Source organism: Acinetobacter sp. WC-323, assembly GCF_000314615.1.
Lineage (GTDB): Bacteria > Pseudomonadota > Gammaproteobacteria > Pseudomonadales > Moraxellaceae > Acinetobacter > Acinetobacter courvalinii.
Map to the genome: position 1 here is coordinate 1 of NZ_AMZS01000020.1, position 25,686 is coordinate 25,686.

Here is a 25,686-nt window from a genome sequence, read left to right on the forward strand (position 1 = left end):
CGCTTATGCAGTTACTTTAGCAACAACACCAGCACCTACAGTACGACCACCTTCACGGATCGCAAAACGTAGACCTGGGTCCATTGCGATCGGGTGGATTAACTCTACTGACATTTCTACGTTGTCACCAGGCATTACCATTTCTACGCCATCTTGTAATTTGATCGCGCCAGTTACGTCAGTTGTACGGAAGTAGAACTGTGGACGGTAACCGTTAAGGAATGGAGTGTGACGACCACCTTCTTCTTTAGAAAGTACGTATACTTCTGCATCGAATTTAGTGTGCGGCTTGATTGTACCTGGTTTAGCAAGTACTTGACCACGTTGTACGTCTTCACGCTTAGTACCACGAAGCAAGATACCACAGTTCTCACCTGCACGGCCTTCGTCAAGAAGTTTACGGAACATTTCTACGCCAGTTACAGTTGTTTTAACTGTATCTTTAATACCAACGATCTCGACTTCTTCACCAACTTTAACGATACCAGCTTCTACACGGCCTGTTACTACAGTACCACGACCAGAAATTGAGAATACGTCTTCGATTGGCATCAAGAATGCTTTGTCGATTGCACGTTCTGGTTCTGGAATGTAAGAGTCAAGCGCTTCAACAAGAGCGATAACTGCTGATTCGCCATATTGACCAGCATCACCTTCCAACGCTTTAAGCGCTGAACCACGGATAACTGGAGTTCATCACCGGGAAGTCATAAGTAGAAAGAAGTTCACGAACTTCCATTTCTACTAATTCAAGTAATTCTTCGTCATCAACAAGGTCACACTTGTTCAAGAATACAACGATGTAAGGTACACCAACCTGACGTGAAAGAAGGATGTGTTCACGAGTTTGTGGCATTGGACCATCAGTCGCAGCACATACAAGGATCGCGCCGTCCATCTGAGCAGCACCAGTAATCATGTTTTTAACATAATCGGCGTGGCCCGGGCAGTCTACGTGAGCGTAGTGACGGATTGGAGAATCGTATTCTACGTGTGATGTATTAATTGTAATACCACGTGCTTTTTCTTCAGGAGCTGAGTCGATTTGTGAGTAATCTTTCGCTTCACCGCCGTAAGTTTTTGCACAGATCGTTGCAATCGCAGCAGTTAAAGTTGTTTTACCATGGTCAACGTGACCAATTGTACCCACGTTTACGTGTGGTTTGTTACGTTCAAACTTAGCCTTAGCCATTTTGATTTTCCTCGTTTACGTCGACACCAGTTTAGAGAAAAACAACCCTGAAAAACCTTCTTTATCGACATTCGCCTAAAAAACTAGACACCTAATACTTGAAAAGCAGACTATAATAGCCTGCTTCTTTAAAAACTTGTGGAATAACCACTAAACTGTATATCTGGAGCTCTTATCGAGATTTGAACTCGAGACCTCTCCCTTACCAAGGGAGTGCTCTACCACTGAGCTATAAGAGCGACATCTTCGATGGAGCGGGAGACGAGGATCGAACTCGCGACATGCAGCTTGGAAGGCTGCCACTCTACCAACTGAGTTACTCCCGCATGTTGGTACGACATCTATCGAAGTTAGATGGTGGTGAGAGAAGGATTCGAACCTTCGAAACTTTCGTAGCAGAGTTACAGTCTGCCCCCTTTGACCGCTCGGGAATCTCACCATATCACACTTACACAGTGCTGTTCTTTACTTTATACTACCACACTTTAAGATGGTGCCGGCACACGGATTCGAACTGTGGACCTACTGATTACAAGTCAGTTGCTCTACCAACTGAGCTATGCCGGCTCTTTCTTAGTGTTTCGTACGTTTCGTATCGGAACGGTGTGCAGTTTAGCAAAACTTAGAATCGATGCAAGTGCTTTTTTAAAAAAAACCGTTAAAAACTCATAAAATCAATCCGTTTGACGATAATTCAACCGCTTTGATCACTGCGCGAGCTTTTATTTGGGTTTCATTCCACTCAGATTCAGGATTTGAGTCCGCAACCAGCCCTGCTCCAGCCTGTACATAGACCTTTTTATCTCGAATCACACAGGTTCGAATGGCAATCGACATGTCCATTTCGCCGTGCCAGCCTAAATAACCCACTGCACCGCCAAACACACCCCGTTTTACCGGTTCAACTTCGTCAATAATTTCCATGGCACGTATTTTGGGTGCACCCGAAAGTGTTCCAGCCGGAAAAGTCGCCTTAAATACATCCAGAGCATCAATATCATCACGTACCTCACCCTGCACATTAGAGACAATATGCATGACATGTGAGTAACGTTCGATCACCATACGGTCTGTCACTTGCACTTTACCAATCTTGGATACCCGCCCGACATCATTTCGCCCAAGATCAATCAGCATTAAATGTTCGGCAATCTCTTTTTCATCCGCCAGTAAATCTTGCTCCAAGGCCAGATCTTCTTCTTTGGTTTTGCCGCGTGGTCGCGTTCCTGCTAAAGGACGTACTGTTGCGATACCATTTTCCAGACGGGACAGAATCTCTGGCGATGATCCTACAATATGAAAAGGTTTTTGATCGGTCAGCGTTTGCCCTTGCACCAGGAATAAATAAGGCGATGGATTTAAATGGCGGAGTGCACGATACACTTGTAGCGCTTCACCATCAAAATCAGACACCATACGTTGCCCAGGCACCACCTGCATCACATCACCCGCACGGATGTATTCCTTAACCTTGTCCACGGTTTCCAGAAACTTTTCCTTGCCGGTAATCGATTCAAAATGTGGGGCGGTATGCGGTTTTGCTTGCAGACTCACTGGTGTTGCCAGTAACTGCTCTAGCTGATCCAGCTTGCCTTGTGCTTTGTTATAGGCATCTGGCTCACTGACATCAGCATGATGGATCAGGAACAGCGTATCTTTTAAATTATCAAACACAATCACGGTTTGAGACAGCATCAACCATAAATCAGGTAGGGTTACCGGATCAGCTGCCGGGACATTCTTGAGTTTTGGCTCAATATAACGCACGGCGTCATAGCCTAAATAACCCACTAGACCACCGGTAAAGCTTGGTAAATCTGGTAGTTCGGCTTTGCTGGGAACTTTAAACTGACTTTGAAAATTACGAATATATTGAAACGGATCTGCACAATCCTGTTGCGTTACTGTGCCATCTGCTTGCTGGATGGTTAACACACCGGCATTGCATGAAAAAACGGTAGATTCGCCGAATCCAATCATGGAATAGCGTGCCCAGTTCTCGCCGCCCTCTACCGACTCAAATAGATAAGCTTGTTTCTGTTCCTTAAAACGTGCAAAAACAGATAACGGGGTTTCAGTATCAGCCAGGCGTTGACGATAAACTGGAATGGTGTTGTAGCCTGCTGCTTTTAATTGTTCAAACTGGATTGATGTTGTCATGAGTCATCTCTTATGGTTTCGATTTATCTGCGTTTCCCTGTTTTAATACTGCTTTAATCCCGCCATCGAAAAACCATCATCATCCTCATACCTCTTTCCCTATCTGATTTTCTTAAACTAACTCTGCCAGACGATCAACCACTTGCTGTGGCTGGCAGTCATAAATGCTTTCCCCATGATTATAGCCATAGCTGACTACAATACAATCAATACCTGCACGCCTTGCCGCTTCAACATCATTGCTTGAATCGCCAATCATCAAGGTTTCAGCCGTGGTTATTCCTGCTTGCTCTACACAATGCAACAGCGGCAACGGATGCGGTTTACGCTCCGCCAGACTGTCCCCACCTACAACCATTTTAAAATAAGGTGCAAGCTCTAAAACGTCCAGAATTCCTCGGGCCAGATGTTCAGGCTTATTGGTGACACAGGCCATGGCAATATTATGAGCCTGACAATATTCCAGAAATGGCAACACACCATCATATACCTGCGTATCGACACAGAGCTCTTGCGCGTACACCTGCATAAAGGTGCTTAACAGCTGCGTTTGCTGTTGCGCATCGACCTGCCCAAATAAATGGCTCAGTACCGCTTCACATAATTTTGCGGCACCCTTACCCACCCACACTCTCACCTGCGCTTCAGTCACCAGCGGCAGCCCTAGCTTGGTCAGACTCAGATTCATGGCACGATATAGGTCAGCGGCCGAATCCACCAGTGTTCCATCCAGATCAAATAACACCAGATGACGACTTTGCAACTGCGCAACAGACATGAAATTTCACCCTCATAATAAAAAAGGCACACCCAAGCGGGCATGCCTTTGATTGTAAAAGCTTCGCCCGATTATTTAAAGAACAGCCAGGCAATCACAGCTAAAATGATCAATACAATAATTGAAATGAGCCCAACCGAAGCATTCTTCTGTTGCTCTTTCTCTTCAGCCATACGTGAAACAGGCTCTTCAAGCGCAACAGGTTGCGGTTCAGGCACAGCCTGTACCTGCACGCCTTCAGGAATGGGTGCAGGTTTTGGTATCGCGACCTGTTGTGGCATACCATCACGGGTAATCGGTGTTTCGGCCGCACGTTCGGCAATGCTCGGCATGCCTTGATCATGCGTGTTTGCAGTCACAGGCTCTGCTTCAATTTCAGGTAATTCTGTTGCTGCCGCTGGCGCAAGTACCGAGAATACGAAGCTGGCGAATTGTAGAATATCACCATCATGCAATTCAGTTTCCCGCTCAATACGCGCATCATTGATAAATGTGCCATTGGACGAGTTTAAATCTTGCACCCAAAGCTGTTGGTCTTTGAGTAACAACGCCGCATGACGACGTGAAATATCGGCGGATTGCAACAAAATATCGGCATCCTGATGTCGGCCAACCAACATATCACGCTCAATATTCAGTTCCTGCCCCGTAAATTCACCTGTAATGGCTTGTAATTTCCAAGTCATAGATGCATATCCTTTATCATTTTCCACAATCGTAACATTGTGACATAAGCGTTTCTGTGCAGCTACTGTGAAGACGCTGGGCGAATCGTAGTGGTGGTGACCGTGTTTTTACTTCGCTCTGTTTCCTTCACCGGTAGCTGTACAGTTTTCTGCTGCACTTGAGGTTGTTCTACCGCAACCGGCGTAGTTACCACAACGGTTTTTTGGGCTTGTGTCGCGGTCGGAACCTTTTGATATGGGGAGTTCTTCACAATCGCCTGCGGGTTATAAATATCTGCAACATTTTCAGGCAGTTTGGCAAAGTTGCCATTCTTATCCATGGCTAACTGCAAGCTATAAAGCTGATTGTAGCGTTGTTGTGAGATACGTCGAACATCATTAGAATCCCCAACAATAGTCGGATGGATAAAGACAAGCAGGTTACGCTTTTCATTGCTGCGATTATCCGAACGGAACAGTCGTCCTAGATACGGGATATCACTTAATATCGGTAACCCTTGGCGCCCCAAGGTCGTATTGTCTGAGACCAAGCCACCTAATACCACTGTTTGTCCGTGGTCTGCCAACACAGAGGTTTTGATGGCACGTTTACTGGTGACCAAATCAGCAGCCTGACCTTTACTATTCTGAACGTTAGAGACTTCTTGCTCAACTTCCAAACGTACAGAACCACCCTCACCAATATGCGGAATTACTTTTAAAGTCACCCCGACATCTTTACGCTCGACAGTGGTATAAGGATTTACTGTACTGTTACCTGTCGTTGCAACCGAACCTGTCACAAACGGGACATTCTGACCAACAACGATATACGCCTCTTCATTGTCCATGGTGACGATTGATGGGGTAGACAGAAGGTTGGATTTGGTATTTTCCTTCAAGGCTTGAATTAACGCGCCATACAGTTGACGAGAGCCGTTGCTGCCTTCTTTATACTTACCGAGACCAATTGATGCACCATCCCCCAAAGCACCTGCCGCACCAGCTGCACCACCAGTTAAATATCCAGCTGCAATTTTGGACAAGCCAGAACCTAAGTTGGAAAAGTTAATTAACCCCACGCCACTATTCAAATCACCAAGCGCCCATTGCACTCCCAGTTGATCTGCATCGGTCCCAACCACTTCAATAATTGCCGCCTCGATCATGACCTGCTGACGACGCGTATCTAGTTGCTGAACCGCGGCATCAATTTCACGCATCAATTGTGGTTCAGCCTTCACTACCAAAGCATTCTGTGCAGGATCGGCAATAATACTGACCCCACCCTGATTAAAACTGGTAATGCCCGCGTTTTGGCTATTATTTGAATTACTATTTAAGTTAATCGAAGGTGTAGAAACAGAAGATGAAGATCCCATTGATGAACCTGAATTCTGACTACTTGAAACCAGGTTATTAATCGAATTTGAACTACTGTTGCTATTTGACGAAGAAGATGAGGATGAAACCGATTGCCCTGTGACCAGACCTTGTAAAATCTCAGCCAAATTCTTGGCACTGGCATATTTCAGGCGGAAAACTTTTAAGCCACCCAAACGAGCCGCCGACGGCACATCCAGCATTTCAATCATTTGACGCAAACGCTTGCGCGAGTCCGGATCACCTTTGATTAAGATACGATTGGTCCGGTTATCTGCAACCACACGGACACGCGATCCAATGAAGTCCTTGGATGCACCTGTGGCACTCATGGTCTCCAGCAATCCAATAATCTCTTCGGCCTGACTGGATTGCAGACTAATTGCCTCAATGTCGTTTTGCCCAGTTCCATCCAGATTACGCACGATATTTTCAAGCTGGTAAATATTGGTGGCACGGTCCGAAACAATTAAGGCATTGGTTCCAGCCACCGCAGCAAGATGCGCGAACTGTGGCATTAATGGACGTAATGCTGGGATCAGGTCATTCGGATTGGTATTTTGTAGCCAGATCACACGCGTGACAATCTGGTCACCGCCAGCACGACTTCGGGCATCATAAGGAATACCCGAATTCTTGGCATTACTGTCTGGTACCAGTTTTACCGTATTGCCAGAAGGTAGTGCCACCACACCATTGACGTTGAGGACGCCCAGAAATAGGTCATAAACCTCATCTTTATTCAGCGGTTTATTGGAAATAACCGTAACATTGCCCCGTACACGTGGGTCAACCGCAAAGTTCTTCCCGGTAATATCAGCAACTTCGTTAATAAATGCAGTTAAGTCCGCATCACGTAGATTGATCTTCCATGTTTGTGCTTGCACATGGGTACTGACTGTCGCAATTAAAGGCGCTGCAGCAAGTAATGCCCAAAGTGGACGTTGATGATTCAAGAAAGCCATAACCTGCACTTATTCCTAACTGATGTGTGACGTGTGATCACTAAAAACTTTGTTGTATGGTCATCACCTGATCACCACGTTTTATTTCTATTTTGGCATGCCCTTCACGACGTACTTGCTCTAATAATTGTACTTCGTTGAGCCCCTGCCCGACGCTTTGGCCATTGATCGACAGAATACGATCACCCGAACGCAAACCTAAGTTATTTTTTAAGCTCGAGGGCGTCTTATCCGAAATTTCATAGCCTTCCCCTCCACTACTGACGCCCATATTTTTCAGATATTGTTCCCGGTTATCCTGCATTTGCTGGATAGCCTGCCCTAAAGCAGACTGGGGCGAATTCTGGGCAGGCGCAGGAGCTGCTGCTGGAGGGACGCTTGTTCCATTATTTAAAACAGGCGCAGCCGGTTGATATAAACCATTGTCCAGTCCCTTGAATTTGACTTCACGTGTTGCACCATTACCTTGACGCAAGATTACGTGATCCCAATACACTTCGGCCAGCTGATAGGAGGTTGAGCCAACGGTCTCGCCTACCCGATAACGTTCAGCAGTATCATTCATTTTAATGACCGCAGAAGACAAGTAATTTGGTTGACCGAGCAATACACCCTGTAACTCCAGATTGATATTGTCATCGGCCGAAGCTGCTGCGGGTTCATTAAATAAGGCAAATGAACTGATATTCGGAACCTGGGCTTGCTGCGAACCCAGTTCAACCCGGTCAAACTGCATCAATTGTGGCGGTGCAACCACCCACCAGAATAAGGAGGCCAGTTTCCAGCATAACCATAAAATCAGTAAAGCCAGAATCAGGCCACTTAACTTATCCAGCTTCTGCCAACGCAATTGTTGCATTTTTTCAGTGATTGCTTTCATCAAAAACCACCCTGCAACAACGGCTGACGTGAACTGATCACATAGGTATCCAGGCCAGCTTTACCTTGATAGGATGGAATATTCAATAACATGCGTTGCGTCAGCTGTACATCCAGCATCAAGTTGGCATCTAAGCTGAGATTCCCCATTTTCTGGCTACGCTGATCACGGATATCAATCTGGAGTTGGCCGTTTTCATCTTTTATCTCAGCCACCAAGGAAGGCATATTCATACGATCCTGACGCTGACCAAAGGTATAACTCAAGGCGCCGCCGCCCCAGTTCAACTGACCTTCTGCTGCGCTAAAACCTTTTTCTTTTTGATAGTTAAATTGCACGTCTTTCAATTGAATAGAATTTTCAGGCCATTGCCAGTTTGCAAAATACTTTAAAGTTTCTGGCGAAATCGCACCCTGCAAATCCTTGATCATGATTTTTTGTCCTAAACCATAACCAAATACTCCATTGAATTGCGTGTTACCGCTATGGATATCAAGATTTGCCCCTAAACGTAACAATAACAAATCTAAAGGACGGGTTTTCCAATGCACCGAGCCGCGTAGCTGGCCACGTTGCCAATCGGCTTGCCCCTGCCAGATATTGCCGCTGACATTATGTAATATTTGATTATCTTTTGAGAATTTTGCAATTAACCATGTCGCTGGAATTTGTAAAATAATAAAAATTAAAAATGCAAAAATGGCGAAAAGCCACCATCTCCATTGCTTGGTTTTTTTCTTCATTCAACCCTTACCAACATGCAAAATATCATCCTTTTCGAGACACTCGCCCCTGAATGACATTATGCATACTTTTTCAACATCGCCAATTCTCTCATATAAAAAAACCAAGCTTTTTAAGCCTGGCTTTTGATTCAGGATAAAGCCATCGTATGACAAAACGATGACTTTAAAACTTGCTTAGATTAAGAAATCTTCAAGTTTTGCACCTTTTTCCAACTCGGCAACTAACCAGCGTGGCTGTTTACCACGACCTGTCCAAGTTTCCTCAGTATTGTTTTTGTTGCGGTAGCGTGGCTCTACAGCTTTACGCGTCGTTTTCTTACGCTTTTGCTCACCTACTTCTAATAACTCTTCAACGCTAAAACCAATTGCTTCAGCAATAGCAACAATTTGATTATAAGCATCTTCAATTGCCTGATCTTTTTTGCTGGCAATTAAAGCTTCAGCTTCAGCCTGTAAACGCTTTAAATCTTCTACCGATAATTCGCTAATATCTGGTTTCATTCGAACCACTCCAACTTAATAAGAAAAAAATATCACTCAAAAATAAAAATGAATTTAGAATTCTATTCAATATTAATTTATAAGCGATTAAATAATCAATATGAGAATAGCTCACTTAATCGTATATCAACAATAAAATGGTATTTTATTTACAATAAAACAAAAAAAGGGAGAATTTAGTTATCTAAACAGAATTTAAAAATTAAATAAACAACCTTAACCAACATCACTTATATTAACTTATTCTTAAATTTCACTAAAAAATTTCTTATTTTTTGATTTAGTTCATGGTGCTTTATTTTGCCTGTTTTCCCGGCCACTCAAAAGCACCACATTATGAAATTTGTTATATATTCAAATAAAGTAGACATAATTGTCTTTATGATGATGGGCCTAATATTAATTGATGCCCGACATTTTCTTCAAGCTGAATAATTTTCTGCCGAATCAAATCCGGGATATTACATTTGTTGGATGTTACCTTATCTACACAAACCATAACCGCCTCACCGGTGGCAATCATTTGATTCTGGGATTCACTCCATAATACATAATGCATACGAAATGCACTATTTCTTAACTCTTCAATGCGCGCACCAATATGCAGCACATCGGGATAAAATACCGGCCGTAAATATTTACACTGACTCGAGGCAACCACTGTCAATATCTCCTGATCGAAGATATTTAATGCCATTAAATAGGCAATACGGGCACTTTCCATATAGCGATAATATTGCACATTATTGACATGCCCAAACGCATCCATATCGCCCCAAGCCACGGATTGCTGATGAATAACCGGATAGACAGACAGTTCTTTCATATTTACACTCATATCTTGAAATTAAGAAAATTCACATCATTTTCAAATATTAAATTTAACTGTTTGATTAAGTCCTGATTATCACCCAAGGTCGACTTAATTCTTAAATAACTCATTAATATATTATCAGGATATAAAGTTAATAACTGCTCTGCCTCTGCCTGACGTTGGGTCGCCATATAAATATGCCACTTTGCAAAAGCCAGCATAGGCACACTGGTATAACGCTGTTCCAGCTGAATAATGCGCTGCTCAACATAAGCATAATCCGGAATCTGCTTGAGTAACTGTTGCTGGAACCACAGATAAAACACTTCCGGGTCGAACTGATCTTGCAATAAATGTAAGGCCAGCTCTTCATGCTGCACGCTCATTTCAGGCATTCTGGCCAATAGTTTCAACCACAGCACCTTGCTGCTATAGGGACGGGTTTCAATCTCATCCTGCAACACCAGATAGCGCTGCTGTAATGCACCAAGGTCATCAACCGATGCCTGATCAAAATGAATTAATAATTGCTGCAACCATAAATCACGATGTTCCGCATCTAATAACCCATATTGTGTGGTTTGCAAAAATAACCAGGGTTGTTGGAGCGCCAGTTTGCCCCATAGTGCAGTAATACGCTGCTGGTAAGCGGTTTCGATTTCAACCAGCCATGGAGAAAGCTGATGTTGCGCCAGAAATTCCAAATGGGTTAACGCTTTTTCGGTTTCTTTTTGCTCAAGAAAAATATCTATGCGTTGTAATTCAGCCAATTCAAAGGCCATCGGGGCTGATTTATCCAGACTCTGCAATGCCGCAATATAATCACCATTTTGATAATCAAATTGCGCATCAATAATATTGCTGAGTAGGCCTGACTGGGCAAATACCCGCTCTATAAAAACCTGCTGGTCTTTTGAGGCTTCAAGCAACCAGACAATACCGAGTTGCTCATAAGGATGTAATTGCTTGAAGTGCAGAATCGTTTCTTTTTTTCTTTGTTCCTGGGTGAAATAACGTTTAGCCAATAACCAGCATAATTGCAGGATCAGGCTAATCACAATAAACAGTGCAATTAAGCCCCACACACTACTCTGGAACTGCCATTCTCGCCAGTAGATATACGCATAGCCATTTCCATAGCCATAACTCAATACAGAAAATAATGCGAACAACACCAGCGCCGAGAGAAAATAAATCAACATTAATTGCTTCATGACAGATTATCCCAACAAGCCTAAGCTGGTTAATTTCGGTGTAGGGACGGCTTGCTGGTTTAAGATTTTTTCTAGGCGCAGTTTCATTTTCTGGCTATTTTGATCGGGTAACTCGGCAAGTAACCGGATCACTTCCTGAACCGATTTCTGATATTCAGTCAATTGACCTTCATGCAAGGCTTGAGATGCCAGCAATAAACGTAACTGTGCTTCTTTCAAGGTAATATTACGGCCCATTAAATCAGGCGATGAACGTTGCACTTTTTCCAGTTTAAACCAGTGCCACCATGTTGCACTTTCACCTTTTTCAATTGATAGTTTCGGATCTTGCAGGTTTTGCGCGATCTTTTGGTCCAGTTGTTGCAATAGCTGATCCAGTTGCTGCTGCTGTTGGGTTTGATTTAAAACAAATTGCTGGATGGCCTGTTTATCCTGCTCTATCGATTTAATCAGGCTATCTTGCAACGCCGGTGAGACTGCATATTGCAGCACCTGTTGCTGGGCCTGATTCAATTGTTCCAGTGCATAAATAAACTGTTGCTGATCTAGTGCAAACTGCACCAGTTGCATGTGCTGTTTAATCAGGATAATCGGTGAGATGCCCTCAACTGTCATCGGAATTGAACTATTATCTGTAGGCTCAACCACACGATTATTTTGCAACTGACGCTGGACCGCGACAAATTGATCATTCAATAAGGCATAACGCTGTTCAGTCTGGCTAAGCTGCTGTTGAAGCTGGGGAACCGTTTGAGAATATTGTGCAACATCGTAACTGAGTTTAGCCAACCACAATAAACTCAGCCCTAATATTAAATAACCAATTTTTCTCATACATGTCCTTGCCAGTCTCTCATGCGTTGAATGATCTCTGATGCAGATAAATTTTCAAGCTGAATAATGTTAAATGCTTTGTTTGTCTGTGTTCTGGTGTTTTCTAATAGTTGTGCCAGCCTTTCCCCCAGTACTAAATAAATCCATGCTCGGGGCTGCTGCACCTGCTCACAGATCTGCTGCCAGTAATTCCAGCTTGCCTCACTAGTGATCAGCACAGCAACCGCTTGTTGAGGGTTTATCTGGTTTAGAATCTCAGGAAATAGCGTAAAACTTTGTTGCGGACATTGACGGCGATAAAGCACAAAATTGAGTACTTCAATCCCCTGCTGCTGCAATTGCTGCATCATGAATTGTCGTCCGCCTAGCCCCCGCCAGAAGGCAATTTTTTTGACATTTTTCTGCTGCTTTAAAATAGGTAAATCCAGCATGCCTTCCGAATTTTCGACCTGAGGTACATCACTGTGAATATTGAATCGGGCCAGTACCTGCGCAGTGGTTTGACCGACTGCAATCCAGCGGATATGTTGCAGCCTCTCCAGCGCGATCCCGGCATGCTGCAAATAGTGCATCCCTACCTCTACCGCTGTGGGACTAACTACAACAATCACCTGCACCTGGTCAAGCTGCTGATAGAGCTGTTGCAAGTCTGGCGAAAAAGGCTCTGGCACCAGTTCAAGTAATGGCAAGCCCACAACCTGATAACCTGCTTCGGATAATGCCTGTGTTAGAGCAGCAGCACGGTCTTCAGGACGGGTATTGATCAGCAGCATTAATACAACGCTTTTAGCAACTCACCTGCACCTTGCGCCAATAAGCGTTGTGCCAGTTGCTCACCCAGTTGCTCAGCTTCTGCTGGCGCACCAACCAGTTGTTCTTTTAATAAAGTATGTCCATCGACACTGCCCACTCGCCCTTCAATCTGAAGCTGATCATTGGCCAAAGTGGCATAGCCTGCAATCGGAACCTGACAGCCACCCTCAAGATAAGCATTAAAGGCACGTTCTGCGCGGACACAAATTGAGGTTTCTTCATGTTGTAATGGCTGAATCAGTTTTAATAATGCGTTGTCATTGGCACGGCATTCCAGTCCCAGCGCACCTTGTCCAACTGCTGGCAAACTCAGTACGGGCGCCAGACAATGCCGAATACGATCCGACAAGCCGAGACGTTTCAGTCCCGCGCTCGCCAAGATGATGGCATCATATAATCCGTCATCTAGCTTGGATAAACGGGTACCGACATTACCGCGTAGATCAATAATTTCCAGATCGGGGCGTTGCTGTAAAATCTGGCATTTACGGCGCAGGCTCGAAGTACCGACTTTTGCACCTTGCGGTAACTCATCAAAATGCTGATATTGATTCGAAACAAATGCATCCAGTGGATCTTCACGCTCACAAATCACTGCCAAGGTTAAGCCTTCAGGCAAATGCATCGGCACATCTTTCATGGAATGTACCGCTAAATCTGCGCGACCATCCAGTAAAGCCGCTTCGAGCTCTTTCACAAACAAACCTTTACCACCGATTTTTGCCAGTGGGGTGTCCAGAATCTTGTCACCCTGCGTCACAAACTTGACCAGCTCAACCGTTAAATCTGGATAAAGTGCATTTAAACGAGAACGGATATGCTCGGCCTGCCAAAGTGCAAGCGGGCTTTGTCGGGTCGCAATTTTTAAGGTTTTCATAAATTCAAATGAAGTATTGATCAAAGCAATTGCTCCCAACTTAACTTGATCACCCGAAATTGCAAGTAAAAAATCATAAAGTGAGCATTGATTCAGCTGAAAAGCCGCATTTACAATTGAAGCATACACTCTCTTAAACTTGGCAAATGACGGCGGCTCACCGATAAACGCTCATCCAGTTCACGCAAGCGCACCTGATATTGGCCTGCTGCGACCAGTTCCAGCCCTTCTAGATAATCCAGTGAGACCAGTGCATTACGGTGAATACGGATAAAACGGTCGGCAAACTCCAGTTCCAGATCTTTCAGTGTTTCATCAATCAGTACGCTGCCATTTTTATGGCGCACCGTGACATATTTTTGATCCGCTAAAAAATAATACACATTTTCCAAGGGAATCAGCTCTACCCCGCGATAAGTCTTCGCAGCAATCTGTTGGCGTTGGGTTTTAGTATCGTACATATCATCTTGTTGTTGTAAGCCAGTCATTTGTGCTTGTGTAAGTTGGGTTAAATGATTAAACACCTGCTGTAGATCTTGTTGTGCAACAGGTTTAAGTAAATAGCCTTGTGCCTGAAATTTAAATGCTTCCAATGCATGTTGATCGTATGCCGTACAGAAAATAATAGCCGGACGCGGATTAAGCTGGCTGAGCTGTTCGGCACACTCGAGACCATTCATCCCGGGCATTTGAATATCCAGTAAAACGACATCAGGTGAGTCATTTTCAATATGATTTAACACATCCTGTCCATGATGCGCTGTCGCAATGACTTCATGTCCCATTTGAGTGACCAAACGTGACAAACGCTCTACAGCAAGAGGCTCATCATCAGCAATCAGAACTCTCATCCTATTCTCCTTGTCAGCGTTAACTTCATATCCATCATTTTTATGGTTAACTCGACTTATTATTTTACTTGATCGTGGTAATTCACCACCGTCGTATACAACGACGTTCCCCCGTAAATCTGAAACTTGACCGATTGCCCATAATAAGCTTTCAGGCGCTGCTTCACATTTTCAATCGCAATACCATTTCCTTTTCTCGATTTTATTGTATCGTGAGAATAAGGGTTAGTAATGACTATACTGACTTGATTTTGCAATATTTCAACCAATACACTGATGGTCGAAGCTTGCAAAACTTTTTCTACCCCATGAAAAATACTATTCTCCAGCAAAGGTTGCAACGTTAATAACGGAATCGTTGTCCGTTTTAATTCAACAGCTGTGGCCTGTATATTCCATTCTACATTCAAACGCTCGCCCAAACGCATCTTTTCAATACTTAAATAGTGCTGACATAAGTCAATTTCCTCCGCCAGACTCACCAGCTTCAGTTCCTGAAAACTGGCCCTGAATAAGCGGGATAAATTAATCAGCATATTCTCGGCCTTGTCAGGATCAATCGCGATCAGGCTCACCACACTATTCAGACTGTTAAATAAAAAATGTGGATGAATTCGTGCCTGCATGGCCTGAATACGGGCATTTAATTCACTATATTGCTGATTCATCCATTGTTCGCGCATATAGAGATAGCGCATACAAAACGCGCCCAGCAACACCCCATAACCTAAGTGCAGGCTGGTCCCGTGCAATAGAATATCTTCGGAAAATGGTCCGGAACGGGTCGCCCAATATTGCAGAATATTTACAACACAGGTGGTCAACAACACAATCAGCTGTAATAGTATAAAGCCCAATACCAGAGCAATTTTCTGGCTAAATCTGGCAAAAAAATCCTGAAAATAATCCACCAGTGCCGAAAAAGATAAAATTACCCAGTTAATAAAAAACATATATTGCAGGACACGAATGCCCTCTAAAGCTTGCCATGACCGAGCCTCAGCCAGCGCCAGCACCATGGCCAGCACATTGCTGGCAACAATTAATTCCAATAAGTGTTGCCATTGCCCGATTTTCGTAAAAAAATAGGAGCCTGATGGATTTCCCCCCTGACGAGTTTGCGATAACTTCTTACGTCGAGTTTCGGCAACTGCGTTTGGATTTGCTATACTCTTTTTTATTTTACTGAGCCGCCATGACCACATCTTCTCAATCCTCTTCTTCAGCCAGCCCGAATCAAACCTCTGGAATGTGGGGCGGTCGCTTCTCTGAAGCAACTGATGCTTTTGTTGCAGAATTTACCGCATCTGTGCAATTTGACCAACGTTTTTATAAACAAGATATCGCCGGTTCAATTGCGCATGCCACCATGCTTGCGAAAGTAGGTGTGCTGACTGAAGCTGAACGTGACGACATTATCCAAGGTTTAAGCACCATTAAAGCTGAAATTGAAGCGGGTAACTTTGAATGGCGTATTGATTTAGAAGATGTGCACATGAATATTGAGTCTCGTTTGACTCAACGTATCGGCATTACCGGTAAAAAACTCCATACCGGCCGTAGCCGCAATGATCAGGTTGCAACTGACATCCGTCTCTATTTACGTGATGAAATCGATGACATCTTGGGCTTGTTACTTCGTTTACAAAAAGGCCTGCTCAGTCTGGCAAGCAAAAATACCAACACGATTATGCCGGGCTTTACCCATCTGCAAACCGCACAGCCAGTGACCTTTGGTCATCATTTATTGGCTTGGTTTGAAATGTTGGTGCGTGATACCGAACGTCTGCAAGACTGCCGTAAACGCGTCAACCGTATGCCTCTCGGTTCTGCGGCATTGGCAGGTACCACCTACCCGATCGACCGTGCTTATACGGCTGAACTCTTAGGTTTCGAAGCAGTTTCAGAGAACTCTTTAGATGCGGTTTCTGATCGTGACTTTGCCATTGAATTTAATGCGGCGGCATCATTAATCATGATGCACTTGTCACGTATGTCAGAAGAACTGATTTTATGGACTTCAGCACAATTCAAGTTTGTGAATATTCCTGACCGCTTCTGCACAGGCTCTTCCATCATGCCACAGAAGAAGAATCCGGATGTGCCTGAACTGGTGCGTGGAAAATCAGGTCGTGTCTTTGGTGACTTGATCAGCCTGTTGACCCTGATGAAAGGTCAACCATTGGCATATAACAAAGACAACCAAGAAGATAAAGAGCCATTATTTGATGCGATTGATACCGTGCGCGGTTCACTCATGGCTTTCGCGGACATGGTTCCAGCGCTTGTTCCAAATATCGAAATTATGCGCGAAGCAGCACTTCGTGGCTTCTCTACCGCAACCGATCTTGCCGACTACCTGGTGAAAAAAGGCGTAGCATTCCGTGATGCCCATGAAATTGTCGGTAAAGCGGTGGCTTTAGGTGTCGCAGAAGAAAAAGATTTATCAGAATTGACGCTGCAACAGTTACAACAATTCTCTGATTTGATCACTGCAGATGTATTCGATAAAGCATTGACTTTAGAAGCTTCTGTGAATGCCCGTGACCATATTGGTGGAACTTCACCGAAACAGGTTGAAGCTGCGATTGCGCGTGCGCACACTCGCCTAGAACAGTTATATTAATCTCCCTATATCCCTCTTTTACAAAGGAGGGACTTTCACTGGATGCCATAATGACTAGACAAGTATTTTGCCGCAAATATAAACAAGAGCTTGAAGGCTTGGACTTTGCACCGTTTCCGGGTGCAAAAGGTCAGGAATTGTTTGAAACCGTTTCAAAGCAGGCATGGCAGGAATGGTTAAAACACCAGACCACGCTAATTAATGAAAAACGTCTGAATGTGTTTGAACCGGATGCGAAGAAGTTTCTGGAAGAACAACGTGAGAAGTTCTTCAATAACGATGAAAGTGTAGAAAAAGCAGAGGGTTGGACTGAGCAAAAGTAAGTCATTTTGCCTGATTCTACGATAAAAAGAGAGCTGTTTTTAGCTCTCTTTTTACGTGACATTTACATAAGTAATAAAGCCTTACAGAGTATACACAGTTGTCTACATGACTCCTCAGACGCCTGCGCTTATAGTTGTATTCAGAAAGACAAAGAGATACGTTGATATCTCACGTAACGCATGATATTTCTCTCCCAGACTTTTCCCCCGAAGTCTGGGATTTTTTTATCTATATATCCTGAAAATGAAAAACCGCCCATGATTGGACGGTTTAAAGTTATTTTATTTTTACACTTATTTCTGATGAACTTTCTGCTCGATTTCTTCAATGCTGGTATGACGCACATCCATACCTTTCGCCATATAAATCACTTGTTCTGAAATATTACGCGCATGATCGCCAATACGCTCTAATGAACGCAATACCCACATCACGTTAATGACACGTGAAATATGACGCGGATCTTCAATCATATAGGTCATCAAAGTACGTGTCGCAGACTGATATTCACGGTCAATGTCGACATCGGCCATCACCACTTTCAAGGCCTGCTCCACATCTAAACGGGCAAATGCATCCAGCGCGTCATGAATCATGACACGTACCTGATTACCGATATGCCGTGTTTCCATATAACCACGTGGTGACTCACCTTCTTCACACAAGTTTTGTGCAATACGGGCAATCTTTGCCGCTTCATCACCAATACGTTCTAAATCGGTATTGGCCTTGCTCATGGCAATCACCATACGCAAGTCGATCGCTGCAGGATGACGGCGAGCAAGAATCAGGGTTAAACCTTCATCAATATCACGCTCAAACTGATTCACCGCATTGTCTTTAAATTGCACATCGATCGCTAAATTCGCATCTGTGTCTAATAAAGCATGAATTGAGTTGGCAACTTGTTGCTCCACCAATCCACCCATGGTCATAAACTTGGTATGCACATCTTGCAAGTCTTCATTAAATTGTGAAGAAATATGATGACTTAACACAGGATTGCTTGGGCTCACAGTATGCCTCCACTAGACACATGGAAAAAATGATTGGTGATTAGAACATAGAAATGATGAAAGTTTTATGACAATAGCATGGATTTAGACATTGTAAATTGGTGTGAATTGATACAACAAAAATTTTTAAATCTGTTACGCTAGGGGTCTGTTAGCACTTTATAGCTGAATTGAGTTGTAGGCAAAAATTTCATCAGACGAGGCATGAAATGCAGGTAATGGCCACACCCTTACCAAGTTTCATAACGATGTATGAGGGAATTTTCGCCACAACCCTGCGGGACAGGAAGCTTTTTTGACGTTACTGTGTTATGCCTTGTTTATTTAGAATAACTAAGTTTCACAAGTCATGCCTTGTACCGCCAAAAAAGATCCCCTGTCGCAATCATATATAAAATGATAACAGACCCAATTTCGCTTGACGGAGCGCAGTTAACAAACTGCTGAGATTGTCTTAATCACAGAATTTAAAGGCAAGTACCGTTGAACCTGATCAGGTTAACACCTGCGTAGGAATCAAGCCCAGCAAAAACTTAGCCTTTATTTATCATAGAGATAAATCCGCCATTGTTTTTGGTCGTGCTTGATTCGTTAATGCCATACATAAGGATCATGCCATGAACCAGTTAACGAATCTTTCCCCTGCTGATATTTCTGCTCAACATGAGCAAGACGCTAAAGATTTAACCCGTATCCTACCGGCTTCAAGAAAGGTGTATGTCCAAGGGTCTCGCCCAGACATCCAGGTGCCTTTCCGTGAAATCAGCTTAACCGAAACACCGACAGGTTTAGGCGGTGAACACAACCCACCTGTGATGGTCTATGACACCTCTGGCGTGTATACCGACCCCAATGTACAAATCGATTTAAATAAAGGTTTGCCACTGGTTCGCCAAGCGTGGATTGATGAACGTCAGGATACTGATATCCTTTTAGGCCTGAGCTCCGAGTTTGGGCAGGCCCGTCTCAAAGACATCCGTACTGCCGACATCCGCTTTGCCCATATTCAAAATCCACGTCGTGCCCAAGCAGGGAAAAATGTCACGCAAATGCACTATGCCAAGCAAGGCATAATTACCCCTGAAATGGAATATATCGCCATTCGTGAAAATCAGCGCCAGCGTGATGGTGTCGATATGCGTCAGCATGCCGGACAAAACTTCGGCGCGCAGAATTTAAAAGAAATTACCCCGGAATTTGTCCGTCAGGAAGTCGCAGCGGGGCGCGCGATTATCCCAGCCAATATTAATCACCCAGAATGCGAACCGATGATTATTGGCCGTAACTTCTTAGTGAAAATCAATGCCAATATTGGTAACTCGGCGCTCGGTTCATCCATTGATGAAGAAGTGGCGAAAATGACATGGGCAACCCGTTGGGGTGCCGACACCATCATGGACTTATCGACAGGTAAGAATATCCATGAAACCCGTGAGTGGATTATCCGTAATTCACCAGTACCTATCGGTACGGTACCGATCTATCAAGCCCTGGAAAAAGTCGATGGTGTGGCTGAAGATTTAACATGGGAAATCTTTAAAGACACTCTGATTGAACAAGCCGAACAAGGCGTAGACTATTTCACCATTCATGCAGGTGTATTATTACGTTATGTCCCGATGACAGCGAATCGCCTCACTGGGATCGTGTCTCGTGGGGGCTCAATCATGGCGCAATGGTGCCTGGCGCATCATGAAGAAAACTTCTTATATACACATTTCGACGAAATTTGCGAAATCATGAAAGCCTATGATGTGTCATTCAGCTTAGGTGATGGTCTGCGCCCGGGTTGCGTACAGGATGCCAATGATGAAGCACAATTTAGCGAGTTGAAAACCCTGGGTGAACTGACCCATCGCGCCTGGGAGCATGATGTACAGGTGATGATTGAAGGTCCGGGCCATGTGCCAATGCATATGATCAAGGAAAATATGGACCTCCAGCTTGAGGTCTGTAAAGAAGCGCCATTCTATACGCTTGGACCACTCACCACCGATATCGCACCGGGCTATGATCATATTACCTCTGCAATTGGTGCAGCGATGATTGGCTGGTATGGAACGGCAATGCTGTGCTATGTGACGCCAAAAGAACATCTGGGCTTACCGAATAAGAAAGATGTTAAAGATGGCATCATCACCTATAAGATTGCCGCTCATGCGGCAGATCTGGCCAAAGGTCATCCGGGTGCTCAGGTTCGTGATAATGCCTTATCAAAAGCGCGTTTTGAGTTCCGTTGGGATGATCAGTTCAATTTAAGCCTGGACCCGGATACCGCACGCAGTATGCATGATGAAACACTGCCAAAAGAAGCGCATAAATCGGCCCACTTCTGCTCTATGTGCGGTCCAAAATTCTGTTCCATGAAAATCACCCAAAATGTGCGAGATTATGCGCAAAATCAACACAATGCCAAGCAGTCAAATGATGCGGAAACAGAAGTTGAAGCAGGTCTCAATGCCATGAAAACCGCTTATCAGGAACATGGTCAAAAATTGTACCACAAAGTGTAAATCGACTAAAAAAAGATTTTCCTGCGAATCATTCTCGGTTAGGATGAGATATGTACAATCTCATCCTGATTGAAGATGACTATTCTTGACCACGCCAGCTATTCAGCCACCGACGTTACGATAGAATCTCGACAAACATTGTTTCGAGGGTTCATTCAAGTTGAGAAAGTGAGCTTAAAACACCGGTTATTTCACCGGAAAGATTACTCGCCTCTCATTCAACGTGAACTGGTTCATCGTCCTGAAGCCGCTGGCGTTTTGCTCTATAGCGATCAGCAACAACGCTTTGCGCTGATTGAACAGTTCCGTGTCGGGGCTGTGAATGATCCGGTTTCAGCTTGGCAACTTGAAATTATTGCCGGTGTGCTGGATGGAGACGAATCTCCAGAAAGTTGTATCCGCCGTGAAAGCCTGGAAGAGTCCGGGTGCGAGATCACTGAATTAAAACATTTATTTAGCTTCTACCCTTCTGCTGGGGCCTGCTCTGAATTTTTTCATTTATATGTGGCAGAGGTTCAGCTTCCAGAACATGGGGGCGTTTTTGGGATGCCAGATGAAGGTGAAAATATTCAACTGCATCTGTTTGATTATTCCCAGCTAGAAGCATTATTTCAAAACGGGCGGTTGAGAAATGCACCTGTGATCATGGCATTACAGTGGCTGGCTCAGCATATACAACAAAGATAAGAAATCTGAAGGGGCTAACGACGGTGACTTTCCAGGTCTCATCATTATCACAGCAAGATTTTGTGATGATACAGATTACCGATACACATTTATTAGAGTATCCCCACCTCGAATTTGTCGGCATGCAACCCGAGCAAAGTTTTCATGCGGTCATCGACTTGATGCGCCAGCAGCATCCGCATATCGACCTGATCATCCATACCGGTGATCTGGCCCAGTCGCCGACACCTTTAACCTATAAACGCTATGTACAACACATGCAAAGCTTGGGGATTCCTTTTTTTCATACCCCGGGTAATCATGATGATGTCACCCATTTCCCCTTTCATGAGCAAGATCCAACCCAACCGACCGTGGTCGAGTTAGGCCAATGGAGCGTGATCTTATTGAATAGCGCCCAACCTGAGCGTATTGATGGCAAAATTAGCGATATCCAGTTACAGCACTTAACCCGATTATTGACTCAATTACATGATCGTCATGTGATTATTGCCTGTCACCACCACCCTTTTGCCATGCAGTCCGCCTGGATCGATCAGCATAAGTTAAAAAATTCATCTGACCTGCTCGATACCATCAAGCCGTTTTCCAATGTCAAGGCGATTATCTGCGGGCATGTGCATCAGGATTCCGTCAATACCTGGCAAGGCGTTGAGTTCTTGTCCACCCCATCGACCTGTATTCAGTTCAGACCCAAAAGCGAAAAATTCGCGCTGGATGAGGAACACCCAGGCTACCGTTTAATCCGCCTGAAAGCCAATGGAGAACTGGAAACACAAGTCTATCGGCTACCTACTTCGCAGCGCATGAGTAGTTCTGAAGTTTTGGGATATGATTAGGCAATGGGTCAAGGGAATCGCTTTTATCTGCATTTCATACCTTGTTTATGGCGTTTTAGCCGATAACATCATGCATGGCTGAAATAGCAGCAGTTCCTAAAACTTTTGATTACAAATTACATTGACGAATTCACACAAAATCTGGACGGGAATGACTACCATCTTGTCCAAAAACTCTATATGATGTCGACCCTTGATGGAAAAAACCATCGTAGGTTTCTATAAAAACACTTGCATATCACCATATTTTTTGCGTATAGATAGTACGTGTAAGATGAGGAATGCCCTATATGGCGAATGACAACCAAAATCAAGTCTTGGACGAACAGACCGAAGTGATCGACGATCAGAAAGCGGTGAAGCGCGTACGTAAAACCAAACCGAAAGCTTCAGAAGGTGGTACAACCGCGAGCTTATTTGGTATTGCGCCGTATCAGCCGAAGAAAAATGAAGAATACATGTCTGAAGGACAACTTGTGCATTTCCGCCAAATTTTAAACGCATGGAAAGCTGAGTTAATGTCTGAAGTTGATCGTACCTTGAATACCATGCAAGACGAATCAAGTGCTCTTCCTGATGTCAATGACCGGGCAACGCAAGAAGAAGAATTTGCGATTGAACTACGTACACGTGACCGTGAACGTAAACTCATTCGTAAAATTGAACAGTCGATTGAAGCGATTCAAAATGAAGACTATGGCTTCTGCGAAACCTGTGGTATCGAAATTGGCTTACGTCGTCTAGAAGCTCGCCCAACTGCGACTTTATGTATCGATTGCAAAACTTTGGCTGAAATCAAAGAAAAGCAAAACAACGGTTAAATCATGCTTGAACATACTGCGGAACAGCAAGCAGCTGTTTCGCCAGAATGCTTCCAACAGCAACCAGATTGCTGTCGCTACGTGGGTCGGTTTGCGCCATCGCCAACCGGCCCATTGCATTTTGGCTCGCTGCTCACTGCAGTGGCCAGTTATTGTGATGCCAAAGCCAATCATGGCAAATGGCTAGTCCGTATTGAAGATACTGACATTCCCCGCATTTATCCCCATAGCGAAACACACATCCTCTCCTGCATCGATGCCTTCCAGTTTGAGCCTGATGCCGAGATTATTTTCCAGAAAGACCGTTTAGACCTTTATGAGCAGGTGCTTGAACAACTTAAGCAATCACAAGCCATTTACGCGTGTCAATGCACACGCAAGATGTTGGGTTCCAATCATATCTATGCAGGTACCTGTCGCAATCTGAATCTGGATTTTGCCCATCAGGCGATTCGTCTAAAAGTCACGGATCAACTGATTTGCTTTCAGGACCGCTTACAAGGCCAACAATGTTCTAACTTGCAGAATGAGTTAGGCGATTTTGTCTTGAAGCGTCGTGATGGCATTATCAGCTATCAACTGGCGGTGGTGGTCGATGATGATCGACAAGGCATTACCCATGTGGTTCGCGGTGCAGACTTACTCGATAACACTGCCCGACAAATCTGGCTAGGATCGTTATTAAATTATCCTACCCTAAATTATATGCACCTGCCGCTGGCAATGAATGATCAAGGGCAAAAGCTGTCTAAACAGAATCTGGCCCAAGCCCTCGATATCAGCAAGGCACCCGAACTTTTACAACAGGCCATCTTGGCTTTAGGCCAACCTGTTGTGGAACTGGATCAACCCCGTATCATGCTACAACAGGCAGTACAACAATGGGATGTTGATTTAATCCCCAAAGGCATCCATTTAAGTGGCACGTATTTATAAGTCATAAAAAAGCCCTGCATTATGACAGGGCTTTTTATTGGTTTGAATATGCTAGAAATTCGACTCTTCTTTCACAGGGTTCAGCTCTTGCGTCGATGCATCAATTTTCAGAATTAAGCTAATCATCGCCGCACACATCATCAACGAGGTACCACCATAACTAATGAAAGGTAAGGTCAGGCCTTTGGTTGGCATGAGGCCCATGTTCATCCCGGCATTGACCAGAATCTGCATCAGGAAGATGATACTGATGCCATAAGCCAGATAGCCCGCACGTAGATAATTATGCTGCAAGGCACGATGACCAATACGGATACAGCATGCCAGCATGGTAAATGACAGGATCATCACCACAGACACACCAAAGAAACCGAATTCTTCGCCTAATACTGCCAACATAAAGTCGGTATGCGCTTCAGGTAAATAAGACAGCTTCTGCACACTATGCCCCAAGCCCGTACCAAACCACTCACCACGACCAAAGGCCATCAAGGCATTTGACAACTGATAACCGACACCCAATGGATCTGCCCAAGGGTTGGTAAAGGAAATCAGGCGCTGGAAGCGGAATGGCTCGAAGATAATCAGCGCACTGATACCCGCAAAGATCGCACCCAACATGATCAGGAACTGAGTCGCTGGTGCACCTGCCAAGAAGAACACGCCCACCATCATCAAGACAATCACGACGGTTGCACCCAAGTCAGGCTCAGCGACGATAAAGCCCACGGTTAAGGCCATTACACCACTTAAACGCAATAGCCCTTTCCAATGCGTTCGCACTTCCTTGGCACGGCGTACCACATAATCCGCAGTGAAAATCGCCATGACAATCTTGGCAATTTCGGTTGGCTGCAAGGTAAAGCCGCCAATCTTGATCCAGCGATGCGCACCATTCACTTCTGAACCCACCACCAGTACCGCCAAGAGCAGAACGATGGTAATGAGCCACAAAGGAAAGGCATTCTGAAACCACAGATTCAAGGAAACCCGATAGGTTAAAAATGCCACCACGGCAGCAACCACAATCGAGATGCCGTGACGAATGAGAAAGTAAAAAGGACTCTCATGGATATATTCCGCATAGGGCATCGACGCCGATGCGACCATGATCGAACCGAAACATAGCAGCGAAATCACACAAAAGATCAAGATATTGCGTGCTGTCATTTCTGCAGGTAGCTTAGGTAAACGATTTAGCAATTGCGAAATCTTCTGTACCGTATTTTGGGCCAAGTCAGCCATAGTTCT

General features: G+C 44.4%; 23 protein-coding genes, 4 tRNA genes, 1 pseudogene and 1 riboswitch. Of the genes and pseudogenes, 7 read left to right on the forward strand and 21 right to left on the reverse strand.

What is annotated here, in order from left to right:
• Positions 1–3 precede the first annotated feature (3 nt).
• The 19 genes and pseudogenes from tuf to ACINWC323_RS16420 all read right to left on the reverse strand — a co-directional run bounded on the left by tuf (position 4) and on the right by ACINWC323_RS16420 (position 15,878).
• Positions 4–1,192: pseudogene (gene tuf / locus ACINWC323_RS0118760) on the reverse strand (elongation factor Tu).
• A 164-nt stretch (positions 1,193–1,356) separates the two neighbouring features.
• Positions 1,357–1,431, reverse strand: a tRNA-Thr gene (locus tag ACINWC323_RS16505).
• 11 nt (positions 1,432–1,442) lie between these two features.
• Positions 1,443–1,518 (reverse strand) — tRNA-Gly (locus tag ACINWC323_RS16500).
• Positions 1,519–1,547: 29 nt separating this feature from the next.
• Positions 1,548–1,631, reverse strand: a tRNA-Tyr gene (locus ACINWC323_RS16495).
• A 52-nt stretch (positions 1,632–1,683) separates the two neighbouring features.
• Positions 1,684–1,759, reverse strand: a tRNA-Thr gene (locus ACINWC323_RS16490).
• Between the two features lie 99 nt (positions 1,760–1,858).
• Positions 1,859–3,352, reverse strand: a complete 1,494-nt coding sequence (gene trpE / locus ACINWC323_RS16485) for an anthranilate synthase component I (protein WP_009508051.1) — start codon at positions 3,350–3,352, stop codon at positions 1,859–1,861.
• Between the two features lie 112 nt (positions 3,353–3,464).
• Positions 3,465–4,130, reverse strand: coding sequence for a phosphoglycolate phosphatase (locus tag ACINWC323_RS16480; protein WP_009508069.1), 666 nt, complete (start codon positions 4,128–4,130; stop codon positions 3,465–3,467).
• Between the two features lie 71 nt (positions 4,131–4,201).
• The gene (locus ACINWC323_RS16475) at positions 4,202–4,816 is read right to left on the reverse strand and encodes an FHA domain-containing protein (protein WP_009508445.1); all 615 of its coding nucleotides are present in this window, start codon (positions 4,814–4,816) and stop codon (positions 4,202–4,204) included.
• Between the two features lie 62 nt (positions 4,817–4,878).
• Positions 4,879–7,143: a type II secretion system secretin GspD gene (gene gspD / locus ACINWC323_RS16470; RefSeq protein ID WP_009508386.1), complete on the reverse strand. Its 2,265-nt coding sequence runs from the start codon at positions 7,141–7,143 to the stop codon at positions 4,879–4,881.
• Between the two features lie 40 nt (positions 7,144–7,183).
• Positions 7,184–8,023 (reverse strand): type II secretion system protein N, encoded by an 840-nt coding sequence (locus ACINWC323_RS16465; protein ID WP_009508439.1) that lies wholly within the window; start codon positions 8,021–8,023, stop codon positions 7,184–7,186.
• Positions 8,023–8,766 carry a type II secretion system protein N gene (gene gspN, locus ACINWC323_RS16460; RefSeq protein ID WP_005226377.1) on the reverse strand — a complete coding sequence of 248 codons (744 nt, stop codon included), beginning with the start codon at positions 8,764–8,766 and terminating at the stop codon, positions 8,023–8,025. Before gspN ends, ACINWC323_RS16465 begins: the two co-directional genes overlap by 1 nt.
• A 177-nt stretch (positions 8,767–8,943) precedes the next feature.
• A complete protein-coding gene (locus tag ACINWC323_RS16455; RefSeq protein ID WP_005280991.1) occupies positions 8,944–9,270 on the reverse strand; it encodes an H-NS histone family protein in 327 nt (108 codons plus the stop codon).
• 379 nt (positions 9,271–9,649) lie between these two features.
• Complete coding sequence (locus tag ACINWC323_RS16450; RefSeq protein ID WP_009508062.1) at positions 9,650–10,096, reverse strand: acyl-CoA thioesterase; 447 nt, start codon at positions 10,094–10,096, stop codon at positions 9,650–9,652.
• A gap of 8 nt (positions 10,097–10,104) precedes the next feature.
• Positions 10,105–11,298, reverse strand: a complete 1,194-nt coding sequence (locus tag ACINWC323_RS16445; protein ID WP_009508388.1) for a hypothetical protein — start codon at positions 11,296–11,298, stop codon at positions 10,105–10,107.
• A 6-nt stretch (positions 11,299–11,304) separates the two neighbouring features.
• Positions 11,305–12,132: a hypothetical protein gene (locus ACINWC323_RS16440; RefSeq protein WP_009508079.1), complete on the reverse strand. Its 828-nt coding sequence runs from the start codon at positions 12,130–12,132 to the stop codon at positions 11,305–11,307.
• Positions 12,129–12,905 carry a uroporphyrinogen-III synthase gene (locus ACINWC323_RS16435; protein WP_009508073.1) on the reverse strand — a complete coding sequence of 259 codons (777 nt, stop codon included), beginning with the start codon at positions 12,903–12,905 and terminating at the stop codon, positions 12,129–12,131. The genes ACINWC323_RS16440 and ACINWC323_RS16435 overlap by 4 nt, the downstream gene beginning before the upstream one ends.
• On the reverse strand, positions 12,905–13,822 hold the full coding sequence (gene hemC / locus ACINWC323_RS16430; RefSeq protein ID WP_032881024.1) for a hydroxymethylbilane synthase: 918 nt from the start codon (positions 13,820–13,822) through the stop codon (positions 12,905–12,907). Before hemC ends, ACINWC323_RS16435 begins: the two co-directional genes overlap by 1 nt.
• Positions 13,823–13,932: 110 nt before the next feature.
• Entirely contained in the window at positions 13,933–14,673 is a 741-nt protein-coding gene (locus tag ACINWC323_RS16425; RefSeq protein WP_009508044.1) for a LytR/AlgR family response regulator transcription factor, read from the reverse strand.
• Between the two features lie 59 nt (positions 14,674–14,732).
• The gene (locus ACINWC323_RS16420; protein WP_009508392.1) at positions 14,733–15,878 is read right to left on the reverse strand and encodes a sensor histidine kinase; all 1,146 of its coding nucleotides are present in this window, start codon (positions 15,876–15,878) and stop codon (positions 14,733–14,735) included.
• Between ACINWC323_RS16420 and argH the strand changes: the two genes are divergently transcribed.
• Together argH and ACINWC323_RS16410 are read left to right on the forward strand one after the other, a co-directional pair.
• Complete coding sequence (gene argH / locus ACINWC323_RS16415) at positions 15,869–17,299, forward strand: argininosuccinate lyase (protein WP_009508382.1); 1,431 nt, start codon at positions 15,869–15,871, stop codon at positions 17,297–17,299. The genes ACINWC323_RS16420 and argH overlap by 10 nt on opposite strands.
• A 50-nt stretch (positions 17,300–17,349) precedes the next feature.
• Positions 17,350–17,622 carry an oxidative damage protection protein gene (locus ACINWC323_RS16410; protein ID WP_005226361.1) on the forward strand — a complete coding sequence of 91 codons (273 nt, stop codon included), beginning with the start codon at positions 17,350–17,352 and terminating at the stop codon, positions 17,620–17,622.
• A gap of 294 nt (positions 17,623–17,916) precedes the next feature.
• Here ACINWC323_RS16410 and phoU read toward each other — a convergent pair whose 3' ends face one another.
• Positions 17,917–18,639 carry a phosphate signaling complex protein PhoU gene (gene phoU / locus ACINWC323_RS16405; protein WP_004773981.1) on the reverse strand — a complete coding sequence of 241 codons (723 nt, stop codon included), beginning with the start codon at positions 18,637–18,639 and terminating at the stop codon, positions 17,917–17,919.
• 412 nt (positions 18,640–19,051) lie between these two features.
• Positions 19,052–19,172, forward strand: a riboswitch (TPP riboswitch).
• Positions 19,173–19,256: 84 nt separating this feature from the next.
• Here phoU and thiC point away from each other — a divergent pair.
• The 5 genes from thiC to gluQRS all read left to right on the forward strand — a co-directional run bounded on the left by thiC (position 19,257) and on the right by gluQRS (position 24,435).
• On the forward strand, positions 19,257–21,152 hold the full coding sequence (gene thiC / locus ACINWC323_RS16400; RefSeq protein WP_009508410.1) for a phosphomethylpyrimidine synthase ThiC: 1,896 nt from the start codon (positions 19,257–19,259) through the stop codon (positions 21,150–21,152).
• Positions 21,153–21,227: 75 nt separating this feature from the next.
• On the forward strand, positions 21,228–21,839 hold the full coding sequence (locus ACINWC323_RS16395) for an NUDIX domain-containing protein (RefSeq protein WP_032871209.1): 612 nt from the start codon (positions 21,228–21,230) through the stop codon (positions 21,837–21,839).
• Positions 21,840–21,862: 23 nt separating this feature from the next.
• A complete protein-coding gene (gene cpdA / locus ACINWC323_RS16390; RefSeq protein WP_005226353.1) occupies positions 21,863–22,678 on the forward strand; it encodes a 3',5'-cyclic-AMP phosphodiesterase in 816 nt (271 codons plus the stop codon).
• Between the two features lie 290 nt (positions 22,679–22,968).
• Positions 22,969–23,499 carry an RNA polymerase-binding protein DksA gene (dksA, locus tag ACINWC323_RS16385; protein ID WP_005226351.1) on the forward strand — a complete coding sequence of 177 codons (531 nt, stop codon included), beginning with the start codon at positions 22,969–22,971 and terminating at the stop codon, positions 23,497–23,499.
• A 3-nt stretch (positions 23,500–23,502) separates the two neighbouring features.
• The gene (gene gluQRS, locus ACINWC323_RS16380) at positions 23,503–24,435 is read left to right on the forward strand and encodes a tRNA glutamyl-Q(34) synthetase GluQRS (RefSeq protein WP_032881007.1); all 933 of its coding nucleotides are present in this window, start codon (positions 23,503–23,505) and stop codon (positions 24,433–24,435) included.
• Between the two features lie 51 nt (positions 24,436–24,486).
• Here gluQRS and ftsW read toward each other — a convergent pair whose 3' ends face one another.
• Positions 24,487–25,680, reverse strand: a complete 1,194-nt coding sequence (gene ftsW / locus ACINWC323_RS16375) for a putative lipid II flippase FtsW (protein WP_009508402.1) — start codon at positions 25,678–25,680, stop codon at positions 24,487–24,489.
• Positions 25,681–25,686: the final 6 nt, after the last annotated feature.

What these genes read in the sequence shown, in the direction of transcription:
- trpE (WP_009508051.1), bottom strand. Translation starts at nt 3,352, where the DNA reads ATGACAACATCAATCCAGTTTGAACAATTAAAAGCAGCAGGCTACAAC.
- ACINWC323_RS16480 (WP_009508069.1), bottom strand. Translation starts at nt 4,130, where the DNA reads ATGTCTGTTGCGCAGTTGCAAAGTCGTCATCTGGTGTTATTTGATCTG.
- ACINWC323_RS16475 (WP_009508445.1), bottom strand. Translation starts at nt 4,816, where the DNA reads ATGACTTGGAAATTACAAGCCATTACAGGTGAATTTACGGGGCAGGAA.
- gspD (WP_009508386.1), bottom strand. Translation starts at nt 7,143, where the DNA reads ATGGCTTTCTTGAATCATCAACGTCCACTTTGGGCATTACTTGCTGCA.
- ACINWC323_RS16465 (WP_009508439.1), bottom strand. Translation starts at nt 8,023, where the DNA reads ATGAAAGCAATCACTGAAAAAATGCAACAATTGCGTTGGCAGAAGCTG.
- gspN (WP_005226377.1), bottom strand. Translation starts at nt 8,766, where the DNA reads ATGAAGAAAAAAACCAAGCAATGGAGATGGTGGCTTTTCGCCATTTTT.
- ACINWC323_RS16455 (WP_005280991.1), bottom strand. Translation starts at nt 9,270, where the DNA reads ATGAAACCAGATATTAGCGAATTATCGGTAGAAGATTTAAAGCGTTTA.
- ACINWC323_RS16450 (WP_009508062.1), bottom strand. Translation starts at nt 10,096, where the DNA reads ATGAAAGAACTGTCTGTCTATCCGGTTATTCATCAGCAATCCGTGGCT.
- ACINWC323_RS16445 (WP_009508388.1), bottom strand. Translation starts at nt 11,298, where the DNA reads ATGAAGCAATTAATGTTGATTTATTTTCTCTCGGCGCTGGTGTTGTTC.
- ACINWC323_RS16440 (WP_009508079.1), bottom strand. Translation starts at nt 12,132, where the DNA reads ATGAGAAAAATTGGTTATTTAATATTAGGGCTGAGTTTATTGTGGTTG.
- ACINWC323_RS16435 (WP_009508073.1), bottom strand. Translation starts at nt 12,905, where the DNA reads ATGCTGCTGATCAATACCCGTCCTGAAGACCGTGCTGCTGCTCTAACA.
- hemC (WP_032881024.1), bottom strand. Translation starts at nt 13,822, where the DNA reads ATGAAAACCTTAAAAATTGCGACCCGACAAAGCCCGCTTGCACTTTGG.
- ACINWC323_RS16425 (WP_009508044.1), bottom strand. Translation starts at nt 14,673, where the DNA reads ATGAGAGTTCTGATTGCTGATGATGAGCCTCTTGCTGTAGAGCGTTTG.
- argH (WP_009508382.1), top strand. Translation starts at nt 15,869, where the DNA reads ATGACCACATCTTCTCAATCCTCTTCTTCAGCCAGCCCGAATCAAACC.
- ACINWC323_RS16420 (WP_009508392.1), bottom strand. Translation starts at nt 15,878, where the DNA reads ATGTGGTCATGGCGGCTCAGTAAAATAAAAAAGAGTATAGCAAATCCA.
- ACINWC323_RS16410 (WP_005226361.1), top strand. Translation starts at nt 17,350, where the DNA reads ATGACTAGACAAGTATTTTGCCGCAAATATAAACAAGAGCTTGAAGGC.
- thiC (WP_009508410.1), top strand. Translation starts at nt 19,257, where the DNA reads ATGAACCAGTTAACGAATCTTTCCCCTGCTGATATTTCTGCTCAACAT.
- ACINWC323_RS16395 (WP_032871209.1), top strand. Translation starts at nt 21,228, where the DNA reads ATGACTATTCTTGACCACGCCAGCTATTCAGCCACCGACGTTACGATA.
- dksA (WP_005226351.1), top strand. Translation starts at nt 22,969, where the DNA reads ATGGCGAATGACAACCAAAATCAAGTCTTGGACGAACAGACCGAAGTG.
- gluQRS (WP_032881007.1), top strand. Translation starts at nt 23,503, where the DNA reads ATGCTTGAACATACTGCGGAACAGCAAGCAGCTGTTTCGCCAGAATGC.
- ftsW (WP_009508402.1), bottom strand. Translation starts at nt 25,680, where the DNA reads ATGGCTGACTTGGCCCAAAATACGGTACAGAAGATTTCGCAATTGCTA.